The sequence below is a fragment of the Streptomyces sp. NPDC004134 genome (assembly GCF_042874195.1).
Lineage (GTDB): Bacteria > Actinomycetota > Actinomycetes > Streptomycetales > Streptomycetaceae > Streptomyces.
In genome coordinates, this window is sequence record NZ_JBIAMS010000002.1 from 175326 (window position 1) to 198555 (window position 23230).

General features: G+C 73.7%; 21 protein-coding genes. 9 read left to right on the forward strand and 12 right to left on the reverse strand.

Annotation, left to right across the window (positions count from 1 at the left end; all coding sequences use genetic code 11):
* The first annotated feature begins 117 nt into the window (after positions 1-117).
* Entirely contained in the window at positions 118-2340 is a 2223-nt protein-coding gene (locus tag ACFYVJ_RS04015; RefSeq protein WP_388886390.1) for a germacradienol/geosmin synthase, read from the forward strand.
* A 66-nt stretch (positions 2341-2406) separates the two neighbouring features.
* Here ACFYVJ_RS04015 and ACFYVJ_RS04020 read toward each other — a convergent pair whose 3' ends face one another.
* The 3 genes from ACFYVJ_RS04020 to ACFYVJ_RS04030 all read right to left on the reverse strand — a co-directional run bounded on the left by ACFYVJ_RS04020 (position 2407) and on the right by ACFYVJ_RS04030 (position 5289).
* Positions 2407-3072 carry a response regulator gene (locus tag ACFYVJ_RS04020; RefSeq protein WP_388886391.1) on the reverse strand — a complete coding sequence of 222 codons (666 nt, stop codon included), beginning with the start codon at positions 3070-3072 and terminating at the stop codon, positions 2407-2409.
* Entirely contained in the window at positions 3069-4409 is a 1341-nt protein-coding gene (locus ACFYVJ_RS04025; RefSeq protein ID WP_388886393.1) for a sensor histidine kinase, read from the reverse strand. Before ACFYVJ_RS04025 ends, ACFYVJ_RS04020 begins: the two co-directional genes overlap by 4 nt.
* 178 nt (positions 4410-4587) lie before the next feature.
* Positions 4588-5289 carry a TetR/AcrR family transcriptional regulator gene (locus tag ACFYVJ_RS04030; RefSeq protein WP_388886395.1) on the reverse strand — a complete coding sequence of 234 codons (702 nt, stop codon included), beginning with the start codon at positions 5287-5289 and terminating at the stop codon, positions 4588-4590.
* 159 nt (positions 5290-5448) lie between these two features.
* Here ACFYVJ_RS04030 and ACFYVJ_RS04035 point away from each other — a divergent pair, with 159 nt between their 5' ends.
* Complete coding sequence (locus ACFYVJ_RS04035; RefSeq protein ID WP_388886397.1) at positions 5449-5901, forward strand: nitroreductase family deazaflavin-dependent oxidoreductase; 453 nt, start codon at positions 5449-5451, stop codon at positions 5899-5901.
* On the opposite strand, the gene ACFYVJ_RS04040 is transcribed toward ACFYVJ_RS04035, so the two are convergent.
* Entirely contained in the window at positions 5885-7318 is a 1434-nt protein-coding gene (locus ACFYVJ_RS04040) for a geranylgeranyl reductase family protein (protein ID WP_388886398.1), read from the reverse strand. The two genes, ACFYVJ_RS04035 and ACFYVJ_RS04040, sit on opposite strands and share 17 nt — an antisense overlap.
* Before the next feature lie 158 nt (positions 7319-7476).
* Between ACFYVJ_RS04040 and ACFYVJ_RS04045 the strand changes: the two genes are divergently transcribed.
* The gene (locus tag ACFYVJ_RS04045; RefSeq protein WP_388886400.1) at positions 7477-8847 is read left to right on the forward strand and encodes a dipeptidase; all 1371 of its coding nucleotides are present in this window, start codon (positions 7477-7479) and stop codon (positions 8845-8847) included.
* Positions 8848-8979: 132 nt separating this feature from the next.
* Here the strand turns inward: ACFYVJ_RS04045 and ACFYVJ_RS04050 are convergent, their stop codons facing one another.
* From ACFYVJ_RS04050 to ACFYVJ_RS04075, 6 genes are all read right to left on the reverse strand, one after another.
* Positions 8980-9777, reverse strand: a complete 798-nt coding sequence (locus ACFYVJ_RS04050; protein ID WP_388886401.1) for a class F sortase — start codon at positions 9775-9777, stop codon at positions 8980-8982.
* A 139-nt stretch (positions 9778-9916) separates the two neighbouring features.
* Positions 9917-10579, reverse strand: coding sequence for a hypothetical protein (locus tag ACFYVJ_RS04055; protein WP_388886403.1), 663 nt, complete (start codon positions 10577-10579; stop codon positions 9917-9919).
* A gap of 216 nt (positions 10580-10795) precedes the next feature.
* Positions 10796-11752, reverse strand: a complete 957-nt coding sequence (locus ACFYVJ_RS04060) for an NUDIX domain-containing protein (protein ID WP_388886404.1) — start codon at positions 11750-11752, stop codon at positions 10796-10798.
* 376 nt (positions 11753-12128) lie between these two features.
* Positions 12129-13064: a carbohydrate ABC transporter permease gene (locus ACFYVJ_RS04065; RefSeq protein WP_388886406.1), complete on the reverse strand. Its 936-nt coding sequence runs from the start codon at positions 13062-13064 to the stop codon at positions 12129-12131.
* Positions 13061-13981 (reverse strand): carbohydrate ABC transporter permease, encoded by a 921-nt coding sequence (locus ACFYVJ_RS04070; RefSeq protein ID WP_388886408.1) that lies wholly within the window; start codon positions 13979-13981, stop codon positions 13061-13063. The genes ACFYVJ_RS04065 and ACFYVJ_RS04070 overlap by 4 nt, the downstream gene beginning before the upstream one ends.
* 6 nt (positions 13982-13987) lie before the next feature.
* Positions 13988-15262 carry an ABC transporter substrate-binding protein gene (locus tag ACFYVJ_RS04075; RefSeq protein ID WP_388886410.1) on the reverse strand — a complete coding sequence of 425 codons (1275 nt, stop codon included), beginning with the start codon at positions 15260-15262 and terminating at the stop codon, positions 13988-13990.
* Positions 15263-15535: 273 nt separating this feature from the next.
* On the opposite strand from ACFYVJ_RS04075, the gene ACFYVJ_RS04080 reads away from it, so the two are divergent.
* Positions 15536-17656 carry an NPCBM/NEW2 domain-containing protein gene (locus tag ACFYVJ_RS04080; RefSeq protein WP_388886411.1) on the forward strand — a complete coding sequence of 707 codons (2121 nt, stop codon included), beginning with the start codon at positions 15536-15538 and terminating at the stop codon, positions 17654-17656.
* A gap of 143 nt (positions 17657-17799) precedes the next feature.
* On the opposite strand, the gene ACFYVJ_RS04085 is transcribed toward ACFYVJ_RS04080, so the two are convergent.
* Positions 17800-18774 carry an ROK family protein gene (locus ACFYVJ_RS04085; protein WP_388886413.1) on the reverse strand — a complete coding sequence of 325 codons (975 nt, stop codon included), beginning with the start codon at positions 18772-18774 and terminating at the stop codon, positions 17800-17802.
* Between the two features lie 152 nt (positions 18775-18926).
* Here ACFYVJ_RS04085 and ACFYVJ_RS04090 point away from each other — a divergent pair, with 152 nt between their 5' ends.
* The 5 genes from ACFYVJ_RS04090 to ACFYVJ_RS04110 all read left to right on the forward strand — a co-directional run bounded on the left by ACFYVJ_RS04090 (position 18927) and on the right by ACFYVJ_RS04110 (position 21827).
* Entirely contained in the window at positions 18927-19913 is a 987-nt protein-coding gene (locus tag ACFYVJ_RS04090; protein WP_388886804.1) for a LacI family DNA-binding transcriptional regulator, read from the forward strand.
* A 46-nt stretch (positions 19914-19959) separates the two neighbouring features.
* Entirely contained in the window at positions 19960-20091 is a 132-nt protein-coding gene (locus ACFYVJ_RS04095) for a hypothetical protein (protein ID WP_388886415.1), read from the forward strand.
* Positions 20092-20195: 104 nt separating this feature from the next.
* Positions 20196-21389, forward strand: coding sequence for a fumarylacetoacetate hydrolase family protein (locus ACFYVJ_RS04100; protein ID WP_388886417.1), 1194 nt, complete (start codon positions 20196-20198; stop codon positions 21387-21389).
* Positions 21386-21550: a hypothetical protein gene (locus ACFYVJ_RS04105; RefSeq protein ID WP_388886418.1), complete on the forward strand. Its 165-nt coding sequence runs from the start codon at positions 21386-21388 to the stop codon at positions 21548-21550. The genes ACFYVJ_RS04100 and ACFYVJ_RS04105 overlap by 4 nt, the downstream gene beginning before the upstream one ends.
* A gap of 31 nt (positions 21551-21581) precedes the next feature.
* Positions 21582-21827 carry a S1 RNA-binding domain-containing protein gene (locus ACFYVJ_RS04110; RefSeq protein WP_388886420.1) on the forward strand — a complete coding sequence of 82 codons (246 nt, stop codon included), beginning with the start codon at positions 21582-21584 and terminating at the stop codon, positions 21825-21827.
* A 75-nt stretch (positions 21828-21902) separates the two neighbouring features.
* Here the strand turns inward: ACFYVJ_RS04110 and ACFYVJ_RS04115 are convergent, their stop codons facing one another.
* On the reverse strand, positions 21903-23201 hold the full coding sequence (locus ACFYVJ_RS04115) for a DUF6986 family protein (protein WP_388886421.1): 1299 nt from the start codon (positions 23199-23201) through the stop codon (positions 21903-21905).
* Positions 23202-23230: the final 29 nt, after the last annotated feature.

Below are 23230 nucleotides of genomic sequence, written 5' to 3' on the forward strand. Positions count from 1 at the left end.
CCGACCCGCACGCGCGCCCCGCGCGTCACCCCTACGGGTGCTTCCCGGGGTGCCGGCGCGACGCGGGGGGTAGTGCTGCCCCGGGCGCTGGACGCGAACGAACCCGGGGAGGGGCGGATGCCGCCTAAGCAGCCGTTCGAACTGCCGACCTTCTATCTGCCGTGGCCCGCGCGGCTCAACCCGCACGTCGAGCAGGCGCGGGCGCACTCGCGGGCGTGGGCGCGCGGGATGGGGATGCTGGAGGGCTCGGGCATCTGGGACACCGCCGACCTCGACGCACACGACTACGCGCTGCTGTGCGCGTACACCCACCCCGAGTGCTCGGCGGACGTGCTGTCGCTGGTCACGGACTGGTACGTGTGGGTGTTCTTCTTCGACGACCACTTCGTGGAGGCGTTCAAGCGCGACCGCGACCGGGCCGGCGCCAAGGCGTACCTCGACCGGCTGCCCGCGTTCATGCCGCCGGCGTCGTCCGGCGCGGACATGCCGGAGCCGCGCAACCCGGTGGAGGCGGGGCTCGCGGACCTGTGGGCCAGGACCGTGCCCGCGATGTCGGCGGGGTGGCGGCGGCGGTTCGCGCAGAGCACGGTCAACCTGCTCGACGAGTCGCTGTGGGAGCTGGCCAACATCGACGAGGGGCGGGTGGCCAACCCCGTCGAGTACGTCGAGATGCGGCGCAAGGTGGGCGGGGCGCCGTGGTCCGCGGGGCTGGTGGAGTACGCGGCGGCGGCGGAGGTGCCGGACCGGGTGGCCGGGTCCCGGCCCCTGCTGGTGCTGCGCGACACCTTCTCCGACGCCGTGCACCTGCGCAACGACCTCTTCTCGTACCAGCGCGAGGTGGAGGACGAGGGCGAGCTGAGCAACGGCGTCCTGGTGATGGAGACGTTCCTCGGCTGCGGTACGCAGGAGGCAGCCGAGCGCGTCAACGACCTGCTGACGTCCCGGATGCAGCAGTTCGAGCACACGGCGCTCACCGAACTGCCCCTGCTCTTCGCCGAGGAGGAGCTGACGCCGGCGGAGTGCGCGCGGGTGGTCGCGTACGCGAAGGGGATGCAGGACTGGCAGTCGGGCGGGCACGAGTGGCACCTGCGCTCCAGCCGGTACATGAACGAGGGCGCCGCCGCCGGCCCGCCCGCCCTGCCGTACGCGGCCGCGGCGCCCGGGGTGGACGTGCGCGGGCTGCTGACGGCGACCGGGGCGGCGCGGCTGCGCTCGTACGCGCACGTGCCGCACCGGCGGGTCGGCCCGTCGCCGGTGCCGGAGCTGCCCATGCCGTACGGGCTGCGCCTCTCGCCGCACCTCGACGCGGCCCGGACCCGGACGGTCGACTGGGCCCGCCGCACGGGTCTCCTCCAGCCCCAGCCCGGGGTGCCCGGCTCGCACATCTGGGACGGGCCGCGGCTGCGCGGCTACGACTTCCCGCTCTGCGCCGCCGGGCTGCACCCGGACGCGGACGAGGAGGAACTGGAGCTCGTCGCGCTGTGGCTGACGTGGGGCACGTACGCGGACGACTACTTCCCGGCCGTCTTCGGCCGCGCCCGCGACCTGGCGGGGGCGCGGACCGCGGCCGAGCGGCTGAAGCTGTGCATGCCGCTGACGGAGGCAACGCCCGTACCGCCGGCGGCGAACGCCATGGAGGCCGGGCTGACCGACCTGTGGGCGCGCACGGCCGGCCCGCAGGCGCCCCAGCGGCGGACGGCCTTCCGCGCGGCGGTGGACGTGATGCTGGACGCCTGGCTGTGGGAGCTGGGCAACCGGGTGCAGAACCGCATCCCCGACCCGGTCGACTACGCCGAGATGCGCCGGGCGACGTTCGGTGCGGATCTGACGATGTGCCTGGGCCGGCTGCGCCGCGGGCACGGGGTGCCGCCGGAGGTGTCCGGGTCCGGTCCCGTGCGCGCGCTGGAGAACTCGGCGGCCGACTACGCCTGCCTGCTCAACGACCTGTTCTCGTACCAGAAGGAGATCGAGTACGAGGGCGACATCCACAACGCGGTGCTGGTGGTGGAGAGCTTCTTCGGCGTCGGCCGTCCGGAGGCGGTGCGGATCGTGCACGACCTCGCGGCGGGGCGGTTGCGGGAGTTCGAGCACGTGGTGGCGGCCGGGCTGCCGGTGCTGTACGCGGACGTGGAGGCGGCGGAGGAGGTGCGCGCGGCGGTCGCGGGCTACGTACGCGATCTGCAGAACTGGATGGCCGGGATCCGCAACTGGCACCTGCACGTGCGGCGGTACGGGGCCGCGGAGCTGGCGGAGGACGCGGGCGGCCCCGGGCTGCCGGGCGGGGCACCGGCGGGTCTGGGCACGGCGGCGGCGCGGCCGGGGGCATGGGCCGGGGCGTGAGGGCCTGGCGGGGGAACCCGGCCCGGTACGGGCGGGGGCGCCCGGCTGAGTGCGGGCGGCCCGGGATCAGCCGAGCCAGCCGGGGCGTACCAGCCCCGACTCGTACGCCTGCACCACCAGTTGGGCCCGGTCCCGCACGCCGAGCTTGACCATGGTCCGGCTCACGTGCGTCTTCGCCGTCAGCGGGCTGACCACCAGGCGGCGGGCGATCTCGTCGTTCGACAGGCCCATGCCCACCAGCGCCATGACCTCCCGCTCGCGCTCGGTCAGCTCGTCCAGCGCCGCCGCCGCCGCGGGCTCCTTGGAGCGGGCGGCGAACTCGGAGATCAGCCGGCGGGTGACGCCCGGGGAGAGCAGCGCGTCGCCCTCGACCACGGCCCGTACCGCGCGCACCAGTTCCTCCGGCTCGGTGTCCTTGACCAGGAAGCCGGAGGCGCCGGAGCGGATCGCCTCGAAGACGTACTCGTCCAGCTCGAAGGTGGTGAGCATGACGACCTTGACGCCCGCCAGGTCCGGGTCGCGGGTGATCCTGCGGGTGGCCTCCAGGCCGTCGAGGACCGGCATGCGGATGTCCATCAGGACGACGTCCGGGCGCTGTTCGCGGACGAGGGCCACCGCCTGCTCGCCGTCCGCCGCCTCGCCGCACACCTCCAGGTCCTGCTGGGCGTCGAGGAGGGCGCTGAAGCCGGCCCGTACGAGCACCTGGTCGTCGGCGAGCATCACGCGGATCACTGGCGCTCCTCTGGGGTGTGGCGGGCGGGGGTCTCGCGGCCGGCGCTCACGGTATCCGCCGGGAGCGGGATGCGGGCCCGTACCCGGAAGCCGCCGTCGGCGCGGGTGGCGGCCTCGACGGTGCCGCCGAGTGCGGAGGCGCGCTCGCGCATGCCGACCAGGCCGTTGCCGCCGCCGGTGAGGCCGCTCGCGGTGGCGGGTCCTTCGTCGTCGATCTGGAGCTCCAGCTCGCCGGGGGCGTGGCGGACCAGGACGCGGGCGGTGCGCGAGCCGGAGTGGCGGACGACGTTGGTCAGCGCCTCCTGCACGATGCGGAACGCGGCCAGTTCGGTGCCCGGCGGCAGCGCGGCCCGCTCCCCCTCGACGGTGACGTCCACGGTGAGGCCGGCCGCGGCGGCCTGCTCCTTCAGCTCGCCGAGCCGGTCGAGGCCGGGGGCGGGCGAGCGCGGGGCGCCGCCGGGGGTGCGCAGCGCGTCGAGCACCTGGCGGACCTCGCCGAGGGCTTCCTTGCTGGCGGACTTGATCGTGGTCAGCGCCTCGCGGGCCTTCTCGGGCTGCTGGTCGAGGAGCGCGAGGCCCACTCCCGCCTGGATGTTGATGACGGAGATGCTGTGCGCCAGCACGTCGTGCAGCTCGCGGGCGATGCGCAGCCGCTCCTCGTCGGCGCGGCGGCGCTTGGCCTCCTCGCGCTCGGCCCGGGCGGCGGCCCACTGCTCGCGGCGCGTACGCATCAACTCCCCGCCCGCGACCACCGCCAGCACCCAGGCGATGACGAACAGCACCTGGCCCCAGTGGCCGCCGCCGTCGTCGCTCGGCGGCAGCCAGCGGTAGAGGACGGAGGTGTACGCGACGTGGCCGGCGAAGAGCAGCGCGAGCGCCCCCCAGACGGCGTGCCGCTCCCCCACCGAGATGGCGGCGAAGCAGGCCACGGCGGCGCTGAGGAAGATCGGCCCGTACGGGAAGCCCGTGGCCAGATAGCCGAGGCAGACGGCGACGGTGCCGAAGGCGGCGGTGCGCGGGTAGCGGTGGCGCAGCAGGAGGAGGACGGCGGCGGCGAGGAGGAAGCCGATGGCGCCGGGGAAGGGGTCGACGCGGTCGGTGGCCTGGGCGGCGCCGCGGGTGCCGATGACCATGAAGAAGGTCAGGAAGAGGGTGGAGCGCCAGGGGAGGCGGTCGCGGCTGGGCAGCCAGCGGAGCATGCCGGGCAGGCGGCCGCCGTCGTCGGGGGCGGTGCGCGGGCCGCCGGGGGCGTGGGGCCCGCCGAACGGGGGCCCCGGCCACCGCCGGCCGCCGGCCTCGTCGTCCCGTCCCCACCACGGGGGTCCTCCGCGTCGCATGGCTGAAACGCTAACCGGCGGCGGCGCCTTCGGGCGTCAGCCGTACGCGGACACCCGGCGTACTCCCGGTGGAGTACCTGCTCAGCGGGGGTGAGGCCGGTGGTTGCAGCAGGCACGCGATGCCGGGCCCCGGGGACGCGGGGCCCGGGGCGGTCACGGCCGGCCCGCCTCGGGGCGGCTACGCGGCGGGGGCGCGCAGCCCTATGCCGCGGCCCAGGTCCGCGGCGGCCCGCTCGAAGAACTCCTCGCGGGCGTGGACGACCTCGTGGAACTGGCCGAACACCTCGAAGCCGACGAGGCCGAAGAGCTGCGACCAGGCGGCGACCAGCCGCGCCATCGCCGCCGGGGGCAGCCGTACGTCCAGGCGGCGCACCAGTCGCTCGGCGTCGCGGAGCACGTCGGCGGACTCGACGGTCGCGGGGTGGAGCAGCCCGGCGTCGTCGGCGTCCTCGGCGACGCCGACGAGCGCGCGGGCGACGCGGGAGGCGTGGGCGGTGGTGGTCTCGGGGGCGGCGTAGCCGGGGACCGGGGAGCCGTAGAGGAGGGCGTACTCGTGCGGGTGGGCCAGCCCCCAGCGGCGTACGGCCTGGCAGGCGGCGGTCCAGCGGACGACGGGGTCGGCGGCGGGCGCGGCGGCGACGGCGCGCTCCACCGCGGCGCCGACGGCGTCGTAGGCGTCGATGATCAGCGCGGTGAGGAGGTCGTCGCGGCAGGGGTAATAGCGGTAGAGCGCCGAGGAGACCATGCCCAGCTCGCGGGCGACGGCGCGCAGCGAGAGGCGGGCGGCTCCCGCGTCGGCGAGCTGGCGCCTGGCCTCGGCCTTGATGCTCTCGGCGATCTCGGTGCGGGCGCGCTCCCTGGCTCCTGTGACCCTCGTCATGGGGCCCAGTCTGCCATCGGGAGAGCAGTGCACACAAACGAGATCGGCGCACAGAAACGAGATCAGTGCTCTTGATTTGGACCACCGCTCTAGTGCACACTGCTCTCCAGAGAGAGCAGTGCTCTCGGTTCAGATCAGCGCTCACCCCAGGAGGTCACGATGACCACGCAGCCCTACTACCTCAAGACCGGCCCCGTGGCCACGCGGCTCAACAAGGTGGTGGGCTGGCTCGCCCGCCACGGCGTCAGCATCATGGGCACCACGGAGCTGTCCGTACGCGGCCGCAAGTCGGGCAATATGCTGCGCCTGCCCGTCAACCTGCACGAGCACGACGGCGACCGGTACCTCGTCTCCGCCCGCGGCCACTCCCAGTGGGTCCGCAACATGCGCGCGGCCGGCGGCGGCGAGCTCCGCGTCGGCCGCAAGGTGCGCGCCTTCACCGTCGAGGAGCTGCCGCCCGCCGTCGCCGTGCCCGTGCTGCGCAGCTACCTCAAGCGCTGGGGCTGGGAGGTCAACCAGTACTTCAAGGGGGTGACGGCGGAGTCCTCCGACGAGGAGCTGCTCGCCGCCGCGCCCGACCACCCGGTCTTCCGCCTCACCGAGACCCGTTGAGCGCGCTCTTCCGGTCCAGCAGCCACAGCGCCCGGTGGGCCACGGGGTGGGTGCGGACGATCTCGCCGAGCGTCGTCGACCCCTGCGTGACCTTCGTGAACATGTGCCACGCCGGCCGGAATCCGGTCAGCGCCGCGTGGAACACCGCGGGGTGCCGCTCGAAGGCCGCCAGCATCCGCCGTCCGACCGCCATCTCCACGCCGAGGCCGGCCTTCACGGCGAACGCGTAGTTGAGCGCCTGGCGCCGCGCGTCCACCGCGTCCTGGGCCTCGGCGATCCGCACCGCCCACTCCCCCGCGAGCCGGCCGGAGCGCAGCGCGTACGAGATGCCCTCCCGGGTCCACGGCTCCAGCAGTCCCGCGGCGTCGCCGCAGACGACGACCCGGCCGCGGGACAGCGGCGAGTTGTGCGCCCGGCAGCGCGTGAGGTGGCCCGACGACAGGCTCGGCTCGAAGCCCGCAAGCCCGAGCCGGGCGGTGAACTCCTCCAGATAGCGCTTCGTCGCGGCGCCGTCGCCGCGGGCGGAGATCACACCGACCGTCAGCGTGTCGCCCTTGGGGAAGACCCAGCCGTAACTCCCGGGCAGCGGGCCCCAGTCGATGAGCACCCGGCCGCGCCAGTCGTCGGCGACCTCCGGCGGCACCGGGATCTCCGCCTCCAGACCCAGGTCCACCTGCTCCAGCTCCACGCCGACGTGGCTGCTGGTCCGCCCCGCGCTGCCGTCCGCGCCGACCACGGCACGGGCCAGCACCTTCTCGCCGCCCGACAGGTGCACGGCCACCGTGCGCCGGTCCGGCACGTCGGGCCCGTGCTGCTCGACCCGCGCGACGGTCACGCCCGTACGCAGCCGCGCCCCCGCGCTCTGCGCGGCCTCGGCGAGCCGGGCGTCCAGCTCGGCGCGGTTGACGAGCCCGAACAGGGTGCGGCGGGAGCGGCGCGTGCGGCCGAGGCGGCCGCGCATGGTGAACGTCACGGCGTTGACGCGGTCGCGCAGCGGCAGTTCGACGCCGTCGGGGAGCGCCTCGCGGGACAGCCCGATGATGCCGCCGCCGCAGGTCTTGTAGCGCGGCAGCTCCGAGCGCTCCAGGAGCAGGACGCTGCGGCCCTGTCCGGCGGCGGCGTACGCCGCGGAGGCACCGGCGGGGCCGGCGCCGATCACCACGACGTCCCAGACCTTCGGCTCCCCGCCGGCTTCTCCCCCGCCCTCGGCACGGGCCTCGGCGCCGACCTCCGCACGGGCCTCGGCACCGGTCTCCGCACCGGCCTCGGCACCGGTCTCAGTACCGGGCGCCACCGGCGGCGTCTTCGCGGCCCCTTCGTCCGGCGCCGCCTCCCCCGCCGCGTCCCGTGCGTCGCCCGGCGAACGGCCGTCCGCCGCTTCGCCCGCTTCGTTGCCCGCCTCGTTCTCGCTGGTCACGTTGGCTCTCTGCTCCTGTTTCCGGCCTCCCCCGCCCGGGGGCGCCCACCTGCCGCATCCTAGAACGACGTACCGCTGTGCGATGATCGTCACCGCTCGCCCCGATTCCGGGACCCGACACCGCAGGACACAACGCAGTTCGCCCGAGGAGCGTTCCCATGGACACCGATCGGCTCGCCGGCACCGTCGCCGGTCTGCTGCCGCGCGCCCGCACCGAACTGGCCGAGTTGGTCTCCTTCCGCTCGGTCGCGCTCATCGATCCGGAGCGCTTCCCGGCGACCGAATCCGACGCCGCCGCCCACTGGATCACCGACTCGCTGACCGCCGAGGGCTTCACGGACGTGCGGCTGCTCGACACCCCGGACGGCACCCGTTCGGTGTACGGGTACCTGCCAGGACCGGCCGGCGCCCCCACGGTGCTGCTCTACGCCCACTACGACGTACAGCCGCCGCTCGACGAATCCGCGTGGCTCAGCCCGCCGTTCGAGCTGACCGAGCGCGACGGCCGGTGGTACGGGCGCGGCGCCGCGGACTGCAAGGGCGGCGTCCTCATGCATCTGACCGCGCTGCGCGCGCTGCGCGAGAACGGCGGCGTGCCGGTCTCGGTCAAGGTCATCGTGGAGGGCTCGGAGGAGCAGGGCACCGGCGGGCTGCAGCAGTACGCCGAGCAGCACCCGGAGTTGCTGGCCGCCGACACGATCGTCATCGGCGACGTCGGCAACTTCCGCGTCGGGCTGCCCACGGTCACGGCCACGCTGCGCGGCATGACGATGCTGCGCGTGCAGGTGGACGCGCTGGCGGGGAACCTGCACTCGGGGCAGTTCGGCGGCGCCGCCCCGGACGCCCTCGGCGCCCTCATCCGGATCCTCGACTCGCTGCGCGCCCCCGACGGCTCGACCACGGTCGACGGCCTGGCGCCCGGTTCCCGGTGGGACGGCCTGGCCTACCCGGAGGAAACCTTCCGCCGCGACGCCAAGGTGCTGGACGGCGTGGAGCTGATCGGCACGGGCAGCGTCGCGGACCGCATCTGGGCCAGCCCCGCGGTGTCGGTGATCGGGATGGACGTTCCCTCGGTGGCCGAGGCGACGCCCTCGGTGCAGGCCACCGCCGCGGCGCTGGTGAGCCTGCGGCTGCCGCCGGGCCACGACTCGGCGGAGGCGACGGAGCGCCTGACGGCGCACTTCGAGGCGCACGCGCCCTGGGGCGTACGGGTGACCACCGAGTCGTACGGCTCGGGCGAGCCGTTCCGCGCCGACGTCACCAGCCCCGCGTACCGCGCGATGGCCGAGGCGCTGCGTGCGGCGTACCCGGGCGAGGAGATGCAGGTCGCCGGGCAGGGCGGGACTATCCCGCTGTGCAACACCCTGGCCGAGCTGTACCCGCGGGCGGAGATCCTGCTCATCGGGCTCTCCGAGCCGGAGGCGCAGATCCACGCGGTGAACGAGAGCGTGTCGCCGGAGGAGCTGGAGCGGCTGTCGTTCGCGGAGGCGCTGTTCCTGCACCGGTACGCGGCCGGGCGCGAGGACTGAGTCCGCGGGCCGGCGACGGCGGCCCCGCGGCCGGGCGGCCGGGCGCCGGCTTCGGCGAGCCGGTCCGGGGAATCCGCCCCGGACGGCCGGTCCGGGAAACAGGCCGGCGGGGTACGTCTGCCGGCGCGGGCGTCAGGCGACGTCCGTGAGCCGGGCGAAGACGACGACGTTGCCCTCGTAGCCGGGGTCGTTCCCGTCGCGGTAGCGGCCGCCGCAGGTGAGCACGCGGAGTTCGGCCCGGTCGGTGTCGCCGTAGACGCGCCGGCTGGGGAAGTCGGCGGCGTCGAAGACCTCGACGGCGTAGACGGTGAACTCCGCCGTGCTGCCGTCCTCCCGGTCGACCTTGACGACGTCGCCGCGCTTCAGGCCGCCGAGGCGGTAGAAGACGGCGGGTCCGGCCGCGTCGTCGACGTGCCCGGTGACGACGGCGGTGCCGGTGGCGCCGGGGGTGGCGGCGTCCCGGTACCAGCCGGCGAGGTTGCGCACGCCGGGCGGCGGCGCGGCGAGCCAGCCGTCGGGGTCGAGACCGACGTCGGTCAGCGGTGCGTCGACGCCGATGGCGGGGATCCGGATCGTGGCCGGCCGCGAGGCGGCCAGCGGCGGGTGCGCGGGCGGGCCGTCGTCGGCCAGGGCGCTCTCCGCGGAGGGCTGCGGCGGGCCGAAGCCGCCGGTGAGCGCGGTGTGGATCATCCCGATGCCCAGGAGCATGACGCAGATGACGACGCCCGCGGCGAACCTGTTGCGCAGCGTGCCGGCCACGCTCCGGCCGCCCCCGCCCCCGCCGTCGCCGCCGGGGTCAGGGGGCGGGCCGCCGGGCGCGGTGCCGTTCGGGGTGGCGCCGTACCCGGTCGTGTCGTGGGGCAGCGTGCCGTGCGGGGTCATGCCGTAGGGCATCGCGGCGTACGGGTCGATGGTGCGTTGCTCGTGCATGGTGCGGACCGTTTCTGCCCGAGGGAGCGCGGGGAGCCACGCGGGAAGGGGCGCGGGGCGGCGTACGGGAGCATCGTGCGCCCCGCGGCCCGGGGGCCGCGGGGCGGCACGCGCGATGCGGACCGGTGCCTGCGCCGGCTCAGTCGTCGCCGGGCGTCTCCCGGCGGCGTAGCAGCAGGGCCCCGCCGAACGCGCCGGCCGCGGTCAGCCCGGCGCCGCCGGAGAGCATCACGGTGTGGTCCTCCTGGGAGCCGCCGAGGCCGCCGCGGGCCGGATGGGCCGGCTTCGCCTGCTGCTCGGGCTCGGCGGGGCGGACCGCTTCCTTGCCCGGCTCGGCGGGCTCCGCGCCCTCCTTCCCCGGCTGCGACGGGAGCGCCGACTGGGTCGCCTCCTTGCCCTGTTGCTGACGCGGCCTGGACGTGGCGCCGATCTCCGACTTGCCGCCACCGGCGCCCGCGATGGTCAGCGGTGCGGTGCCGGACTCGGCGCCGCAGGTGAACGTCACGTCGAAGGCGGCGCCCGGCTTGGCGTCCAGGTCGACCACCACCTGCGCGCTCTGGGTGCCGCCGCCGGTGCCGAGGGCCGTCTTGTCGAAGACCGCCGACGAGGCCGTGGCTTCCTTCTCGCACTCGGTCACGGTCAGCTCGACAGTGCCGCCCGGCTTGACCGTCTTGGGGGAGACCGTGAAGCCGAAGGAGGTGATGTTGTCGTCGTTGCCCTGCGCCGTCGCCACCGTGGCCGTGAGGCCGGCGGCGAGGGCACCGACGGCCGCGGCGGCCAGCGCCGTGGATATGATCCGCATCGGTCGTTCGCTCCTGAAGTGGGGGACGCGACGACGTGGGCCGCCGCTAGCAGAGACGCTATGCAGCCGGAGCCGGTGACACTCACTCAAAAACTGCTGAATGGGGCAATAGCAGGGCCAATGGGGTTGCCACGGCCACCCCGCCGTCCCGCCACGTCCCTCGCGCTCCGCAGCCCTCGCTCCCTCGCGCCCTCGCTTCCTCGCGTCCCCCTAGGGCTACGCCCCGTCCGCGACCGGCGCCCCGCCCTCCAGGTAGACCGCCGCCCCCTGCCGCCGCGCCCGCAGCGCCCAGCGCAACCGGCTGAACCGCACCGACGGCAGCAGCCCGCCCGCCTCGTCCTCCGTGACGAACCGCCAGGCGCGCAGCTCCGGACCCGGCAGCAGCACACCGGCCGCCTCCGCGGGGCCCAGCCGCCCGCCGTCGTAGAGCAGCCGCAGCCCGCCGTACTCGGGCGGCCGGGGCGGCTCCCAGTCCACGACCAGCAGCCGCGGCGCCCGCCGCAGGCTCAGCCCCAGCTCCTCCGCCACCTCCCGGACGCCGCCGCGCGCCGGCGCCTCGCCGGGCTCGACGACGCCGCCGGGGAACTCCCAGCCCGGCTTGTACGTGGGGTCGACGAGGAGCACCCGGTCGTCCTCATCGAAGAGCAGCACGCCGGCGGCGAGCGTCTCGCCGGTGGGCTCGGAGTTCTGCACGATGTCGCAGTATCCGGCCCCGGCGCCGAGGCAGGAGGCGATCTCCTCGGCGGCCTCGCGTGCACTCTGACCTGCGGTGTCGACGAGATGAGCGTCACCGGCGAGCCAGTGCGGGAAGGACCCGGTGTGCAGGATCGTTTCGTCAAAAGAGACCAGCAAATGGCGTACTTCAAAGCCGCGCGAGGCCAGCCTGCCGAAGATCTCGTCGCGGTGCTCCTCGCGCCACAGCGCCGCCGGCACCACGAGCGGACCGTCCGCCTCCGCCAGCAGCGCCGCCGCCGTCTCGACCACCAGCCGGCGCCACGACGGCAGCTCCCGCTCGTCGCCCACCTCGTCCAGGCGCTTCTGCGGCAGCAGTGCGCGCAGTTGCCCGCCCGTCAGCTCCGGGTCGTAGAGAATGCTCCCCGGCGTCATCTCCACCAGCTCGTGCGCGACGCGGCGCAGACCCGTATCCCATGCACCGTTCAACCAGACGATCACATGTTCCCCCTCTCAGCCGCCCCCAGAGAGTTGCCCGCTACCCGCTCCCGGGGAAACTCCGTGCGAAGAGTTTGGCCGCAGGGCTACGTCACACCGCCGTAACCCGGCGCAATGACGCCGGGTCGGGGACGAAGCCGGGCGGCCGCGTGGCGCGTACGCGCTCATGCCCGGCCCAATCGTGCCGGACGGGGTCCGGCTGGGGGCCGTTCGGCCCCTCCACCGCACCCCGCCCACCAGGCAGGATGACGCCCACCTGCCCGCCTCGCGCGGGCCGGGTTCGGCGGCCCGGTCCGGAGGTCAGATGGGCTGACCGACGGCTCCCCCCGGGCCGCCGTAGCCCTTCCCCCTCGGGCCGCCGTCCGCTTCCCCGGCCGCGTCACCCCTTGGTCGAGCCGAGCGTGAGACCGGCGATGAAGTGCCGCTGCAGCAGCAGGAAGACGATGATCGTCGGCAGCGCGACCAGCACGGATCCGGCCGCGAGCAGGTTGTAGTCGGTGAAGAACTGGCCGCGCAGGTTGTTGAGCGCCGAGGTGATGGGGAGCTTGTCGCCGTCGGAGATGAAGACCAGCGCCCACAGGAAGTCGTTGTACATCCAGGTGAACTGCAGCGTCCCCAGCGCCGCCAGCGCCGGGCGGCACAGGGGCAGGGTGATCCGCCAGTACTGGGTCCACACCCCGGCGCCGTCGACGACCGCCGCCTCCAGGATCTCGGTGGGCAGCGCGCGCATGAAGTTCGCCAGCACGAAGATGCAGAAGCCGAGCTGGAAGCCGACGTTGACGGAGATGACGGCCCAGTACGAGTCGTACATCGTCATCGACTCGGACATCCAGTACGGCAGCTCGATGCGGTTGAACATCACGTACAGCGGCGTGACGATGACCTGCTGCGGCAGCAGGTTGCCCGCGGTGAAGAGGATGAGCAGGAAGAAGCCGCCGCGGATGCGCAGCCGGGCCAGCACGAAGGCGGCGAACGACGCCAGGAACAGCACGATCAGGACGCCGGGCACGGCGATGATGAGCGAGTTGACGAAGTACTTGCTCATCTCCGAGTCGGAGAACGCCTGCCGGTAGTAGTCGAAGGACAGCTTGCGGGGGAAGGAGAAGTAGCCGTGCTCGGCGGTCTCCTCGTACGGGCGCAGCGAGGCGTACACGGCGAGCAGCAGCGGGGCGAGGAAGGCCAGGGAGACCCCGCCGAGGAAGATGTGCACGCCGAACCGGCCGCGGCGCGGCCTCTTCCCGGCCGCCCGGTCCGGCTTCTCCGCCGGCGCCGCGGCGGGGCGCGGCGTGGTCGCTGTGGGTGTGTCGGCGGTCATCGGTGCTCCTCCCCGCGCATCTCCTGCACCAGGTACGTCACGATGAATCCCAGGGAGACGGTGAGCAGCACCACGGCGATGGCGGAGCCGAAGCCGATGCGGCTGGCCTCGCCGATGATGTTGTCGGTGACGAGCACGGAGAGCAGTTCCAGGCCGTTTCTGCCCTTGTTGATGGCGTAGACGATGTCGAAGGCGCGTAGCGCTTCGATGACGGTGATGACGAGGACGACGACGTTGACCGGCCGCATGGTGGGGAAGACCACGCGCAGGAAGGTCTGCCGCTCGTTCGCGCCGTCGATGGCGGCGGCCTCCTTCAGCTCGGGCGCCACCGCCTTGAGTCCGGCCAGATAGAGGATCATCACGTAGCCGGTGTGCCGCCAGCCGGCGGCCAGCAGCACCATCCAGATGTTGAGGTCGCGGTCGCCGAGCCAGTCGGTGGGGTTGTTCTCGTTGCCCAGGATGGCGTTCAGCGCGCCCTGGTCGCGGGAGAAGATCAGTTGGGCGATGAAGCCGACGACGGCGAGGGAGAGCACCACCGGCAGGTAGATCGTGGACTGGTAGAAGCGCGAGAAGCGCACGCCGCGGTCGATGACGACCGCGAGCAGCAGCCCGAAGGGCGTGGCGACCAGTCCCAGGAACGCGATCCACAGCAGGTTGTTGCGCACCGCCGGCCAGAACGGCGGGTAGTCGCCGCCGGCGAGCGTGTCGTAGTTGTCGCCGCCGACCCAGCTCAGGTCGGACAGGCCGTCCCAGGAGGAGAAGGAGAGGGTGATGGAGGCGACGGTCGGCCCCCAGATGATGAACAGGTCGAGCAGGATGGTGAAGCCCAGCAGCACGCCGATGACGGCGAGGTCGCGGGCGGTGAACCGCCTCGGACCCCGCCGTCGGGTGCGCCGCGCGTGGTTGACGAGCGGCACGGCGGGCTACTCCTGGCTCTCGGCGAAGATGGTCTTCTTCTGGCTCTCGATGCCGTTGAGCAGGCCGTCGATGTCGTCCGGGTCGTCGATGAAGTCCTGGAGCGCCTTGATCATGACCGTCGAGGCGAAGTCGGGGCGGGTGTCCCGGTCGAGGAACTGGGATATCTGTTTGGCGTTCGAGACCATCTCCGCCGCCTTCTTCTGCAGCGTGGAGTAGGCGGAGGTGTCGGCGCCGGAGTGCACGGCGACGTTGTTGGGGTCGGACTTCAGATACGCGTCCTCGGCGGCCGGGGTGGCGAGGAACTTCAGCAGCTCCTGGGCGCCTTCCTCGTTCTTGACCTTGGACGACATCAGGAAGCCGTCGATGGGCGCCTCGACCGCGTCCTGCCCGTGCTCGGGGGATATCTCGGGGAACGGGAAGAAGTCGAGGTCCTCGCGGTCGGCCTCGGCGAACTGCTGGCCGGGGTGCGGCAGGCCGAGCACGGCCATGCCGGTCTTCTTCTGCGCCAGCGACTGCGCGGCCTCCTGCCAGGTGCGGCCGTTGGCGCCCTTGTCGTGGTACGGCATGAGGCCGCGCCACAGGTCGAAGACCTCGCGCACCCGGGGGTCGGTCCAGGACTCCTCGCCGGCCATCAGCGACTTGTGGAACTCGTACCCGTTGGCGCGCATGTCGAGATAGTCGAACGTGCCCATGGCCGGCCAGCCGTCCTTGTCGCCGAAGGCGAACGGGACCAGGCCGTCCTTCTGCATCTGCTTGGCCAGGGCGGTGTACTGGTCGAAGGTCGTCGGTATCTCGTAGCCGCCCTGCTCGAAGACGCTCTTCCGGTAGAAGACCGCCCACGGGTAGTAGTAGAACGGCACGAAGTACTGCTTGCCGTCGGCGCCGGTGGACTGGTCCTTCAGCGCGCCGGAGAAGCCGTCGAAGCCCTTCCACAGGTCGCTGATCTCCGTGAGCAGCCCGCGCTCGGCGAAGAACTGCATGCGGTAGCCGGCGAACCACATGAACACGTCGTCCGGCTGGCCCTGCAGATAGCGGTTGATGTTCTCCTGGAACGTGTTGTGGTCGACGGTGTTGACCTCGACCTTCTTCTTCGATTTCTTCTCAAACAGGTCGAACGCGTCCTGGAACGCCTTGCGGGGCACCTCGTCGGAGGCGTTCGACCCCAGCGTCACGGTCTTGCCGTCCCCGCCCGGGCCGCTTCCGCAGGCGGCGAGCAGGGTCGGGAGGGTGACGGCACCGGCGCCGAGAGCGGCTCCTCGCAGCAGACTCCGGCGCGTCATCGGTGGTGCGGTGGTGGGGCGGCCTACAGTCCTGCTGGCAGAAGATGAGGCGCTCATCGCTCCCCTTCCGTGGAGTGTTAACCAAACACAACCGAACGAAGATTGTGGGATCACACCTCCACCCACCGGCACTGTCAAGGGTTTTGACCGAGTGTCAGCCAACTGTTACCGCATCTCTTCCGACAGAAGCGAACAAGCTCTACCGTAAACGCTCGTGTGACGCGTCCATGACCCAACACGTTCGCAGCACCCCCACCCAGAGGAGTGGATCCGATGCGGAAACTGCCATCCGCACGAAGAGCCGCCAGACCGTACGCGCGCGCGGTGATCGGTGCCGCGGGAGCGGTCGCGCTGTGCGCGGTCCTCACCGCGCCGGTCGCGGCGGCGCCCACGGGAGCCCAGACGCAGAGCGCGACCGCCGCCGCGAAGCCGGCGGCTCGGCCCGGGGCCCAGCCCGCGGTTCAACCCGGGGCGCAGCCGGCCGTGCGGCTGCCCGACGGGCTCGCGAAGACCCCGCCCATGGGCTTCAACAACTGGAACTCCACCCACTGCCGGGCGGAGTTCGACCACGAGATGGTCAAGGGCATCGCCGACATCTTCGTCGAGCGCGGCCTGAAGGACGCCGGCTACGAGTACGTGAACCTCGACGACTGCTGGGCACTCCCCCAGCGCGACGCGAACGGCAAGCTCGTCCCCGACCCCGTGCGCTTCCCCGACGGGATCAAGGCCGTGGCCGACTACGTCCACTCCAAGGGCCTGAAGATCGGCATCTACACCAGCGCCGGCACCAAGACCTGCAACTCCGCCGGCTTCCCCGGTGCCCTCGGGCACGAGGAGAGCGACGCGATGCAGTTCGCGGAGTGGGGCATCGACTACCTCAAGTACGACAACTGCAACAACCAGGGCGTCGACGCCATCCAGCGGTACACCAAGATGCGCGACGCGCTGAAGGCCGCCTCCGAGACCACCGGCCGGCCCATCGTCTACAGCATCTGCGAGTGGGGCCAGAACAAGCCGTGGGAGTGGGCCGCGGACGTCGGGCACCTGTGGCGTACGACCGGTGACATCAGCGACAACTGGTCCAGCATGCTCGGCATCATGAAGCAGAACCTGCCGCTCGCCGAGTACGCGGGCCCGGGCCGGTGGAACGACCCGGACATGCTGGAGGTCGGCAACGGCGGCATGACCGACACCGAGTACCGCACGCACTTCTCGATGTGGTCGATCATGGCGGCGCCGCTGCTCATCGGCTCCGACCTGCGCACCGCCGACGAGGCGACGTTCGACATCCTGGAGAACAGGGACGTCATCGCCGTCGACCAGGACCCGCTGGGCAAGCAGGGCGCCGTGGTCACCTCCGAGGGCGGCCGGTGGGTGGTCGCCAAGGAGATGGCGGACGGCAGCCGCGCCGTGGCGCTCTTCAACGAGTCGAACGCGCCGCAGCGCATCTCCACCACCGCCGAGGCCGTCGGACTGCCGGCCGCCGAGGGCTACCGGATGCGCGACCTGTGGCAGCACGCGGACTACAACACCGGCGGCGAGATCTCCGCGTCGGTGCCCGCGCACGGGACCGTGATGTACCGCGTGTGGCCCGGAGACGGCGCCGGCTCCTACCCGCCGGCCGCCGAGTTCGGCACCGACGCGACGCCGTACGTCGAGGCGGGCGAGGCGGCCGAGGTGACGACGACGTTCCGCAACACCGGCATCACGCCGGCGAAGAACGTCACGGTCGCCTTCGACGCCCCCGAGGGCTGGCAGGTGGAGACCGGCTCCCCCACCACCGCGAAGCAGCTCAAGCCGGGTGCCGAGCTGACCACCACGTGGCAGGTCACCGCACCCGCGGGCGCCGATACCGGCCGCCAGGAGTTCCCGCTCTCCGCCGGCTACGCGGCACCGTCAGGACAGAAGGTGTCGCTGACCTCGGCGGGCGCGGCGTACGTGGTCGCGAGCCCACCGGCGGGGACGACGTACGCGAGCGACTGGGAGTGGCTGGAAGCCGGCAACGGCTGGGGTCCTGTGGAGCGGGACACCAGCGTCGGCGAGCAGCCGGCGGGTGACGGCAAGCCGCTCACGATCGGCGGTCGGACGTACGCCAAGGGCCTGGGCGTGCACGCCGCCAGCGACGTCGGGTTCTACACCGGTGAGGAGTGCGAGACGTTCAGCGCCCAGGTCGGGGTGGACGACGAGACCGGGACCAACGGCTCGGTGTCCTTCGAGGTCTGGGCGGACGGCGCCAGGGTCGCGGACTCCGGCGTGCTGACGGGCGACAAGGCGGCGCAGCCGCTGTCCGCGGACATCGGCGACGCGCAGACCGTACGGCTGGTCGTCACCGACGGCGGCGACGGCGTGAACCACGACCACGGCGACTGGGCGGACGCGAAGTTCACCTGCTGACGCCCCGTCGGGTACGGCCGTGAAAGAGGGCGGGTGCGCCGCCGCGCCTGACGCACGCGGCGCCGCACCCGCCCGCGGGGCGCCGGCCCGGCAGCACCCGCTGCCGTACGCTCCGGGCCGCTGCCCCGCACCGCATCCGGCGGTCAGCCGGGTGCGGTGAACCGCCGCAGGCCCAGCTTCTGCGCCGCCGCCGCGGCGGCGCCGATCAGACCCGCGTCCGTACCGAGGTGCGCCGGGACCACCGCCACGTCCGCGGCGTACGACAGCGCGGCGTACGCCTTCAAGTGCTGCCGTACCGGTGCGAACAGCAGCTCCCCGGCCGCTGCCACGCCGCCGCCGATCACCGCGGCCTCGATCTCGACCAGCGTCGCGGTGGCCGCGATGCCCGCGGCCAGGGCCTTGGCGGCCCGGTCGAAGGAGGCCAGCGCCACGGGATCGCCGGTGCGGGCCGCCGCGGCGACGCCGGCGGCGGTGTCGTCGCCGTCCGGGCCCGGGGTCCAGCCGGCGGCCAGAGCGCGCCGGGCGATGTTCGGCCCCGAGGCGATCCGCTCGACGCAGCCGCGGCCGCCGCAGGGGCAGGGGTCGCCGTCGAGGTCGACGGAGATATGGCCGATGTGCCCGGAGTTGCCGGTGGGTCCCGGGTAGGGGCGGCCGTCGAGGACGAGCCCGCCGCCGACGCCGGTGGAGACGACCATGCACAGCGCCGCGGACCGGCCGCGGGCGGCGCCCTGCCAGTGCTCGCCGGCGGCCATGGCGACGCCGTCGCCGACGAGCACCACGGGCAGCCCGCCGGCGGCCTCGCCGACGGCGGCCACCAGCGGGTAGTCGCGCCAGCCGGGGATGTTCACGGGGCTGACGGTGCCCACGGAGGCGTCCACGGGTCCCGCGCTGCCGATGCCCACGGCGGTCACGCGGGCCCATCCCGCGGGGTCGGCGGCGGCCAGGTCGCGCAGCACCGCGGTGACGGCGGCGGCGATGGTCGCACCGTCCGCGGCGGCGGGCGTGGGCCGCTGGGCCCGGGCGAGAAGCCGGCCGCCGACGTCGACCAGGGCCGCGGCCGTCTTCGTACCGCCGATGTCGAGCGCGGCGACGAGCTCGGTCGGCTGGGCGGCGACCATCGTGGCGTCTCCTGGAGGGCCGGGGCGGGCGGCGGATGCGGTGCGCGGACAGTCTGCCCGTACCGTGACAACGTTGTCTAGCCCCTATCATCGGGCGCGTGTCCGATCACCTCACCGGCCCGCAGCGGCCCCGCTACGGCAGCCGTCCGACGATGAAGGACGTCGCCGCCCGCGCGGGCGTCGGCCTCAAGACCGTCTCGCGGGTGGTCAACGACGAGCCCGGCGTCACGCAGGAGACCGAGCGGCGGGTACGGGAGGCCATCGACGCGCTCGGCTTCCGCCGCAACGACAGCGCCCGCATCCTGCGCAAGGGCCGCACCGCCACCGTCGGGCTGGTGCTCGAGGACCTGGCCGACCCGTTCTACGCGCCCCTCAGCGGGGCCGTCGAGGAGGTCGCCCGCGCCCACGGCTCGCTGCTCATCCACGGCTCCAGCGGCGAGGACCCCGCGCGCGAGGAGGAGTTGGTGCTCGCGCTGTGCGCGCGGCGCGTGGACGGGCTGGTGGTGGTGCCGGCGAGCACCGACCACCGCTATCTGGAGCCGGAGCTGGCCGCGGGCGTGGCCGCCGTCTTCGTCGACCGGCCGCCGGGGCGGATCAGCGCCGACACCGTGCTCTCCGACAACTACGGCGGCGCCCGCCGGGCGGTCGAGCACCTCGCCGGCCACGGGCACCGCAGGATCGGCTTCATCGGCGACCACCCCCGCATCCACACCGCCGCCGAGCGGCTGCGCGGCTACCGGTCGGCGATGGCGGACGCCGGGCTGCCGGTGGCGGCGGGGTGGACCTCGCTGGGCAGCACGGAGCCGGCGCGGGTGGCGGCGGAGTGCGTACGGATGACGTCGGGGCCTGACGCGGTGACCGCGCTGTTCACGGGCAACAACCGGGTCACGGTCACGGCCGTACGGACGCTGACGGCGGGCGGGCGGGCGGCGGCGCTGGTCGGGTTCGACGACTTCGAGATGGCCGACCTGCTCTCCCCCGGGGTCACCGTCGTCGCCCAGGACCCGGCGGAACTGGGCCGCCGCGCGGCGGCCCGCCTCTTCCAGCGCCTGGACGGCGCGGTGGGCGACCCGGACCGGCTGGTCCTGCCGACCCGCCTGATCACCCGCGGCTCGGGCGAACAGCCGCCGGCGCCGTGACGCCCGGGCACGGTGCCGAGCCCCCCGGGGCGACCCGGCTTTCGCCATGCCGGGAACCGCGTTCGGCTACGGGCCGAGCGTCTGCTGCCGGTGTTCCGTGATCTCCGAGGGCTGCCACGACCCGGACGGCACGCCCCTCACCCGGCTGGACATCCCCGGCGTCCGGACCGTCGGCTGACGCCGTGCCCTCCCGCCTCCCCCTTTCCACGGGGGGTGTGTTCCGATCATCATGCGAAGTCCGTACGAGCACCGCCGCCACGCGCACAGAAAGGCCGGAATCCCATGGCCTCCCGTGAGATCCCCTCCGCCCCCGCCGACGTGCTGCCCGCCGACGCGGACGCCGCCCTGCTGGTCGGGCGCCTGCTCGACCCCGCCGACGGCGGCCCGAGTCTGGTCACCGTCCGCGGCGACGTCCTCGTCGACGTCACCGCCCTCGGACCGACCGTCTCGGATCTGCTGGAGCACCCCGACGCCGCCGGGCGCGTCCGCGGGGCCGCGGGTGGGCGGATCTGGCCGCTGGACGAGGTGCTGGCGGCCACCGCCGCCGGGGACGCGGCGCGGGCGCGGCTGCTGGCGCCGGTGGATCTGCAGGTGCTCAAGGCGGCCGGGGTGACGTTCGCGGACAGCATGATGGAGCCGGTCATCGAGGAGCGCGCGGGCGGCGTCGCCGCCGCGGCGGACGAGATCCGGGCGCGTATCGGCGCGCGGCTCGGCACCCGGCTGGAGACGGTACGGGCCGGCAGCCCGGAGGCCGTCGAGCTGCTGGCGTGGCTGCGCGAGCAGGGGCTGTGGTCGCAGTACCTGGAGGTCGGCCTCGGGCCGGACGCGGAGATCTTCACCAAGGGCCCGGTGCTGTCGGCGGTGGGGTACGGGGCGCGGATCGGCGTGGCCGCGGTCTCCGAATGGAACAACCCCGAGCCCGAGTTGGTCCTCGTCGTCGCCTCGGACGGCCGCATCGCTGGCGTCACCCTCGGCAACGACGTGAACCTCCGCGACGTCGAGGGCCGCAGCGCCCTCCTCCTGCCCCAGGCGAAGGACAACAACGCCTCCACCGCCCTCGGCCCGTTCGTCCGCCTCACCGACGGCACCTTCACCGTCGACTCCGTACGCGACGCGACGATCGCCCTGTCGGTGCGCGGCGAGGACGGCTTCGTGCTGCGCGACTCGTCCGACATGGCGCGCATCAGCCGGCCGCTGGAGACCCTGGTCGCCCAGGCCGTGAACCGCCGCCATCAATACCCGGACGGCGTGGTGCTGTTCACCGGCACGCTCTTCGCGCCCACCGCCGACCGCGGCGCACCGGGCAGCGGCTTCACGCACCGCGAGGGCGACTTGGTGGAGATCTCGACGCCTCTCCTCGGCACCCTGCGCAACACGGTCACCACCAGCGAGCAGGCACCCCCGTGGGAGGCGGGCATCCGCTCCCTGTACGCCAACCTCGCCCGCCGCGGCCTGCTCGGGACGCCGGCGTCATGACCTCTCCCCGCCGGCAGGGCCACCTTGTCCGGCAACACCGTTTCGGCGAGCACACCATCGCCGACCTGGCCGGGCTCTTCTCCGTCAGCCGCGCCACCGTCCACCGCGTCCTCGAACGCCACCGGAACGCATCCGCACTGTCGGCCTCAGGCGGGCAGTGACGTGCTGCCCTACGTCTAGCGGACAGGGCAGGTGGTCACCGGACCCGTCACCAGGATCGTGCCGTTCGGCGTCTTCGTCCGGATCGAAGACCGGGCGGACGGCTTCCAGGGGCTCGTGCACTCCAGTGAGCTGGATGAATCCTCCGGAGACACCGTCGAGGTCGGCGACGCGCTCACCGTGAAGATCACCGAAGTCGACATCGCGCGCCACCGCATTTCCCTGTCGCAGACCCGGGCCCGCACAACCCGCGCCGATGACGCCCCGACCACCACATGACCGCAACAGGGGGGGCCGCGCCGGCAGCCGGCCGGCCCGCGGGTCCGCCGTATCCGGCCAGCAGCCGCCCCGCCCTCACCCCCGCGGCCGGCGGCCCGCCAGCGTGTCGAGTTCCGTGCGTCCCAGGCCCGTTCGGTCCGTGACCTCCGGCTCGTCCACCGCCCCGCAGTCCAGGCCGCGCAGCAGGTAGCCGCTCAGCGCGCGGGCCGTCGCCGGTTCGTCGAGTACGGCGCCGCCCGACCCGCCCGCGCGCCCCGCGTACGCCGTCAGCCTGGCGCACGCCGCGTCCAGGCCCTCGCGGTAGAACGCGTACACCGCCGCGTACCGCGTCGGCAGGTGCCCCGGATGCATGTCCCAGCCCTGGTAGTACGCCCGCGCCAACGACCGCCGCACCAGCCCGTAGTGCAGCCGCCAGGCCGCGTGCACCTGCGCCGTGCCGCCCACCGGCAGCACGTTCGTCGAGCCGTCGGAGAGCCGTACGCCCGTGCCCGCCGCGGCCACCTGCATCACGGCCTTCGCGTGGTCCGCCACCGGGTGGTCCATCGACTGGTGCGCCGCGCTCACCCCGCACGCCGCGCTGTAGTCGAACGTGCCGTAGTGCAGCCCCGTCGCCCGCCCGCCCGCCGCGTCGATCATCCGCGCGACCGTGGCGCGGCCGTCCGCGCCGAGGATCGCCTGCGTCGTCTCGATCTGGATCTCGAAGCCGAGCCGCCCCGCCGCGAGGCCGTGCACCCGCTCGAACTCCCCCAGCAGCGCCGCCATCGCGCTCACCTGCTCCGGGTACGTGACCTTCGGCAGCGTCAGCACCAGCCCGGCCGGCAGCGTGCCGCCGCCGGCCCGCAGCAGCGCGGTGAGGAAGAGGTCGAGCGTGCGGATGCCGCGGTCGCGGACGGCGGCCTCCAGGCACTTGGCGCGGATGCCGGCGTACGGCGGCGCACCCCCGCGGGCGACGGCCCGCGCGATCAGCCGGGCTGCGGCCACCGCCGCGGCGTCCTCCTCGTCGTCGGGGCGCGGCCCGTAGCCGTCCTCGAAGTCGACGCGCAGGTCCTCGACCGGCTCGCGCACGAGCTTGGCGCGCACCCGGTCGTAGACCTCCGCCGCCGCCCCGGCCGGCAGCCCGAGCGCGGCGGCCAGCACGCCGGCGTCCGGCGCGTGCGCGTCGAGGGCGTCGAGCGCCTGGCGGCCCCATTCCCGTACGGTACGGGCGCCGAAGGCGTCGGCGGGGACGTAGACGGTGTGCACGGGCTGGCGGGTGCCGGGGTCGCCGGGGTACCGGCGGGCGAGTTCGGCGTCGACGGGTCCGAGGGCGGCGGCGATCCGGGCCCGTACGGTGGCGCCGATCGACGTCGGGGCCGAGTCGTCCTGCGCCACCATGCGCCCTCCCGATGTTCAACAAAACGTTG

Bases quoted from the DNA above. Each gene is read 5' to 3' on its own strand.
- ACFYVJ_RS04015 (WP_388886390.1), top strand. From the start codon at position 118: ATGCCGCCTAAGCAGCCGTTCGAACTGCCGACCTTCTATCTGCCGTGG.
- ACFYVJ_RS04025 (WP_388886393.1), bottom strand. From the start codon at position 4,409: ATGCGACGCGGAGGACCCCCGTGGTGGGGACGGGACGACGAGGCCGGC.
- ACFYVJ_RS04030 (WP_388886395.1), bottom strand. From the start codon at position 5,289: ATGACGAGGGTCACAGGAGCCAGGGAGCGCGCCCGCACCGAGATCGCC.
- ACFYVJ_RS04035 (WP_388886397.1), top strand. From the start codon at position 5,449: ATGACCACGCAGCCCTACTACCTCAAGACCGGCCCCGTGGCCACGCGG.
- ACFYVJ_RS04045 (WP_388886400.1), top strand. From the start codon at position 7,477: ATGGACACCGATCGGCTCGCCGGCACCGTCGCCGGTCTGCTGCCGCGC.
- ACFYVJ_RS04050 (WP_388886401.1), bottom strand. From the start codon at position 9,777: ATGCACGAGCAACGCACCATCGACCCGTACGCCGCGATGCCCTACGGC.
- ACFYVJ_RS04055 (WP_388886403.1), bottom strand. From the start codon at position 10,579: ATGCGGATCATATCCACGGCGCTGGCCGCCGCGGCCGTCGGTGCCCTC.
- ACFYVJ_RS04065 (WP_388886406.1), bottom strand. From the start codon at position 13,064: ATGACCGCCGACACACCCACAGCGACCACGCCGCGCCCCGCCGCGGCG.
- ACFYVJ_RS04075 (WP_388886410.1), bottom strand. From the start codon at position 15,262: ATGACGCGCCGGAGTCTGCTGCGAGGAGCCGCTCTCGGCGCCGGTGCC.
- ACFYVJ_RS04080 (WP_388886411.1), top strand. From the start codon at position 15,536: ATGCGGAAACTGCCATCCGCACGAAGAGCCGCCAGACCGTACGCGCGC.
- ACFYVJ_RS04085 (WP_388886413.1), bottom strand. From the start codon at position 18,774: ATGGTCGCCGCCCAGCCGACCGAGCTCGTCGCCGCGCTCGACATCGGC.
- ACFYVJ_RS04090 (WP_388886804.1), top strand. From the start codon at position 18,927: ATGAAGGACGTCGCCGCCCGCGCGGGCGTCGGCCTCAAGACCGTCTCG.
- ACFYVJ_RS04095 (WP_388886415.1), top strand. From the start codon at position 19,960: ATGCCGGGAACCGCGTTCGGCTACGGGCCGAGCGTCTGCTGCCGGTGT.
- ACFYVJ_RS04100 (WP_388886417.1), top strand. From the start codon at position 20,196: ATGGCCTCCCGTGAGATCCCCTCCGCCCCCGCCGACGTGCTGCCCGCC.
- ACFYVJ_RS04105 (WP_388886418.1), top strand. From the start codon at position 21,386: ATGACCTCTCCCCGCCGGCAGGGCCACCTTGTCCGGCAACACCGTTTC.
- ACFYVJ_RS04115 (WP_388886421.1), bottom strand. From the start codon at position 23,201: ATGGTGGCGCAGGACGACTCGGCCCCGACGTCGATCGGCGCCACCGTA.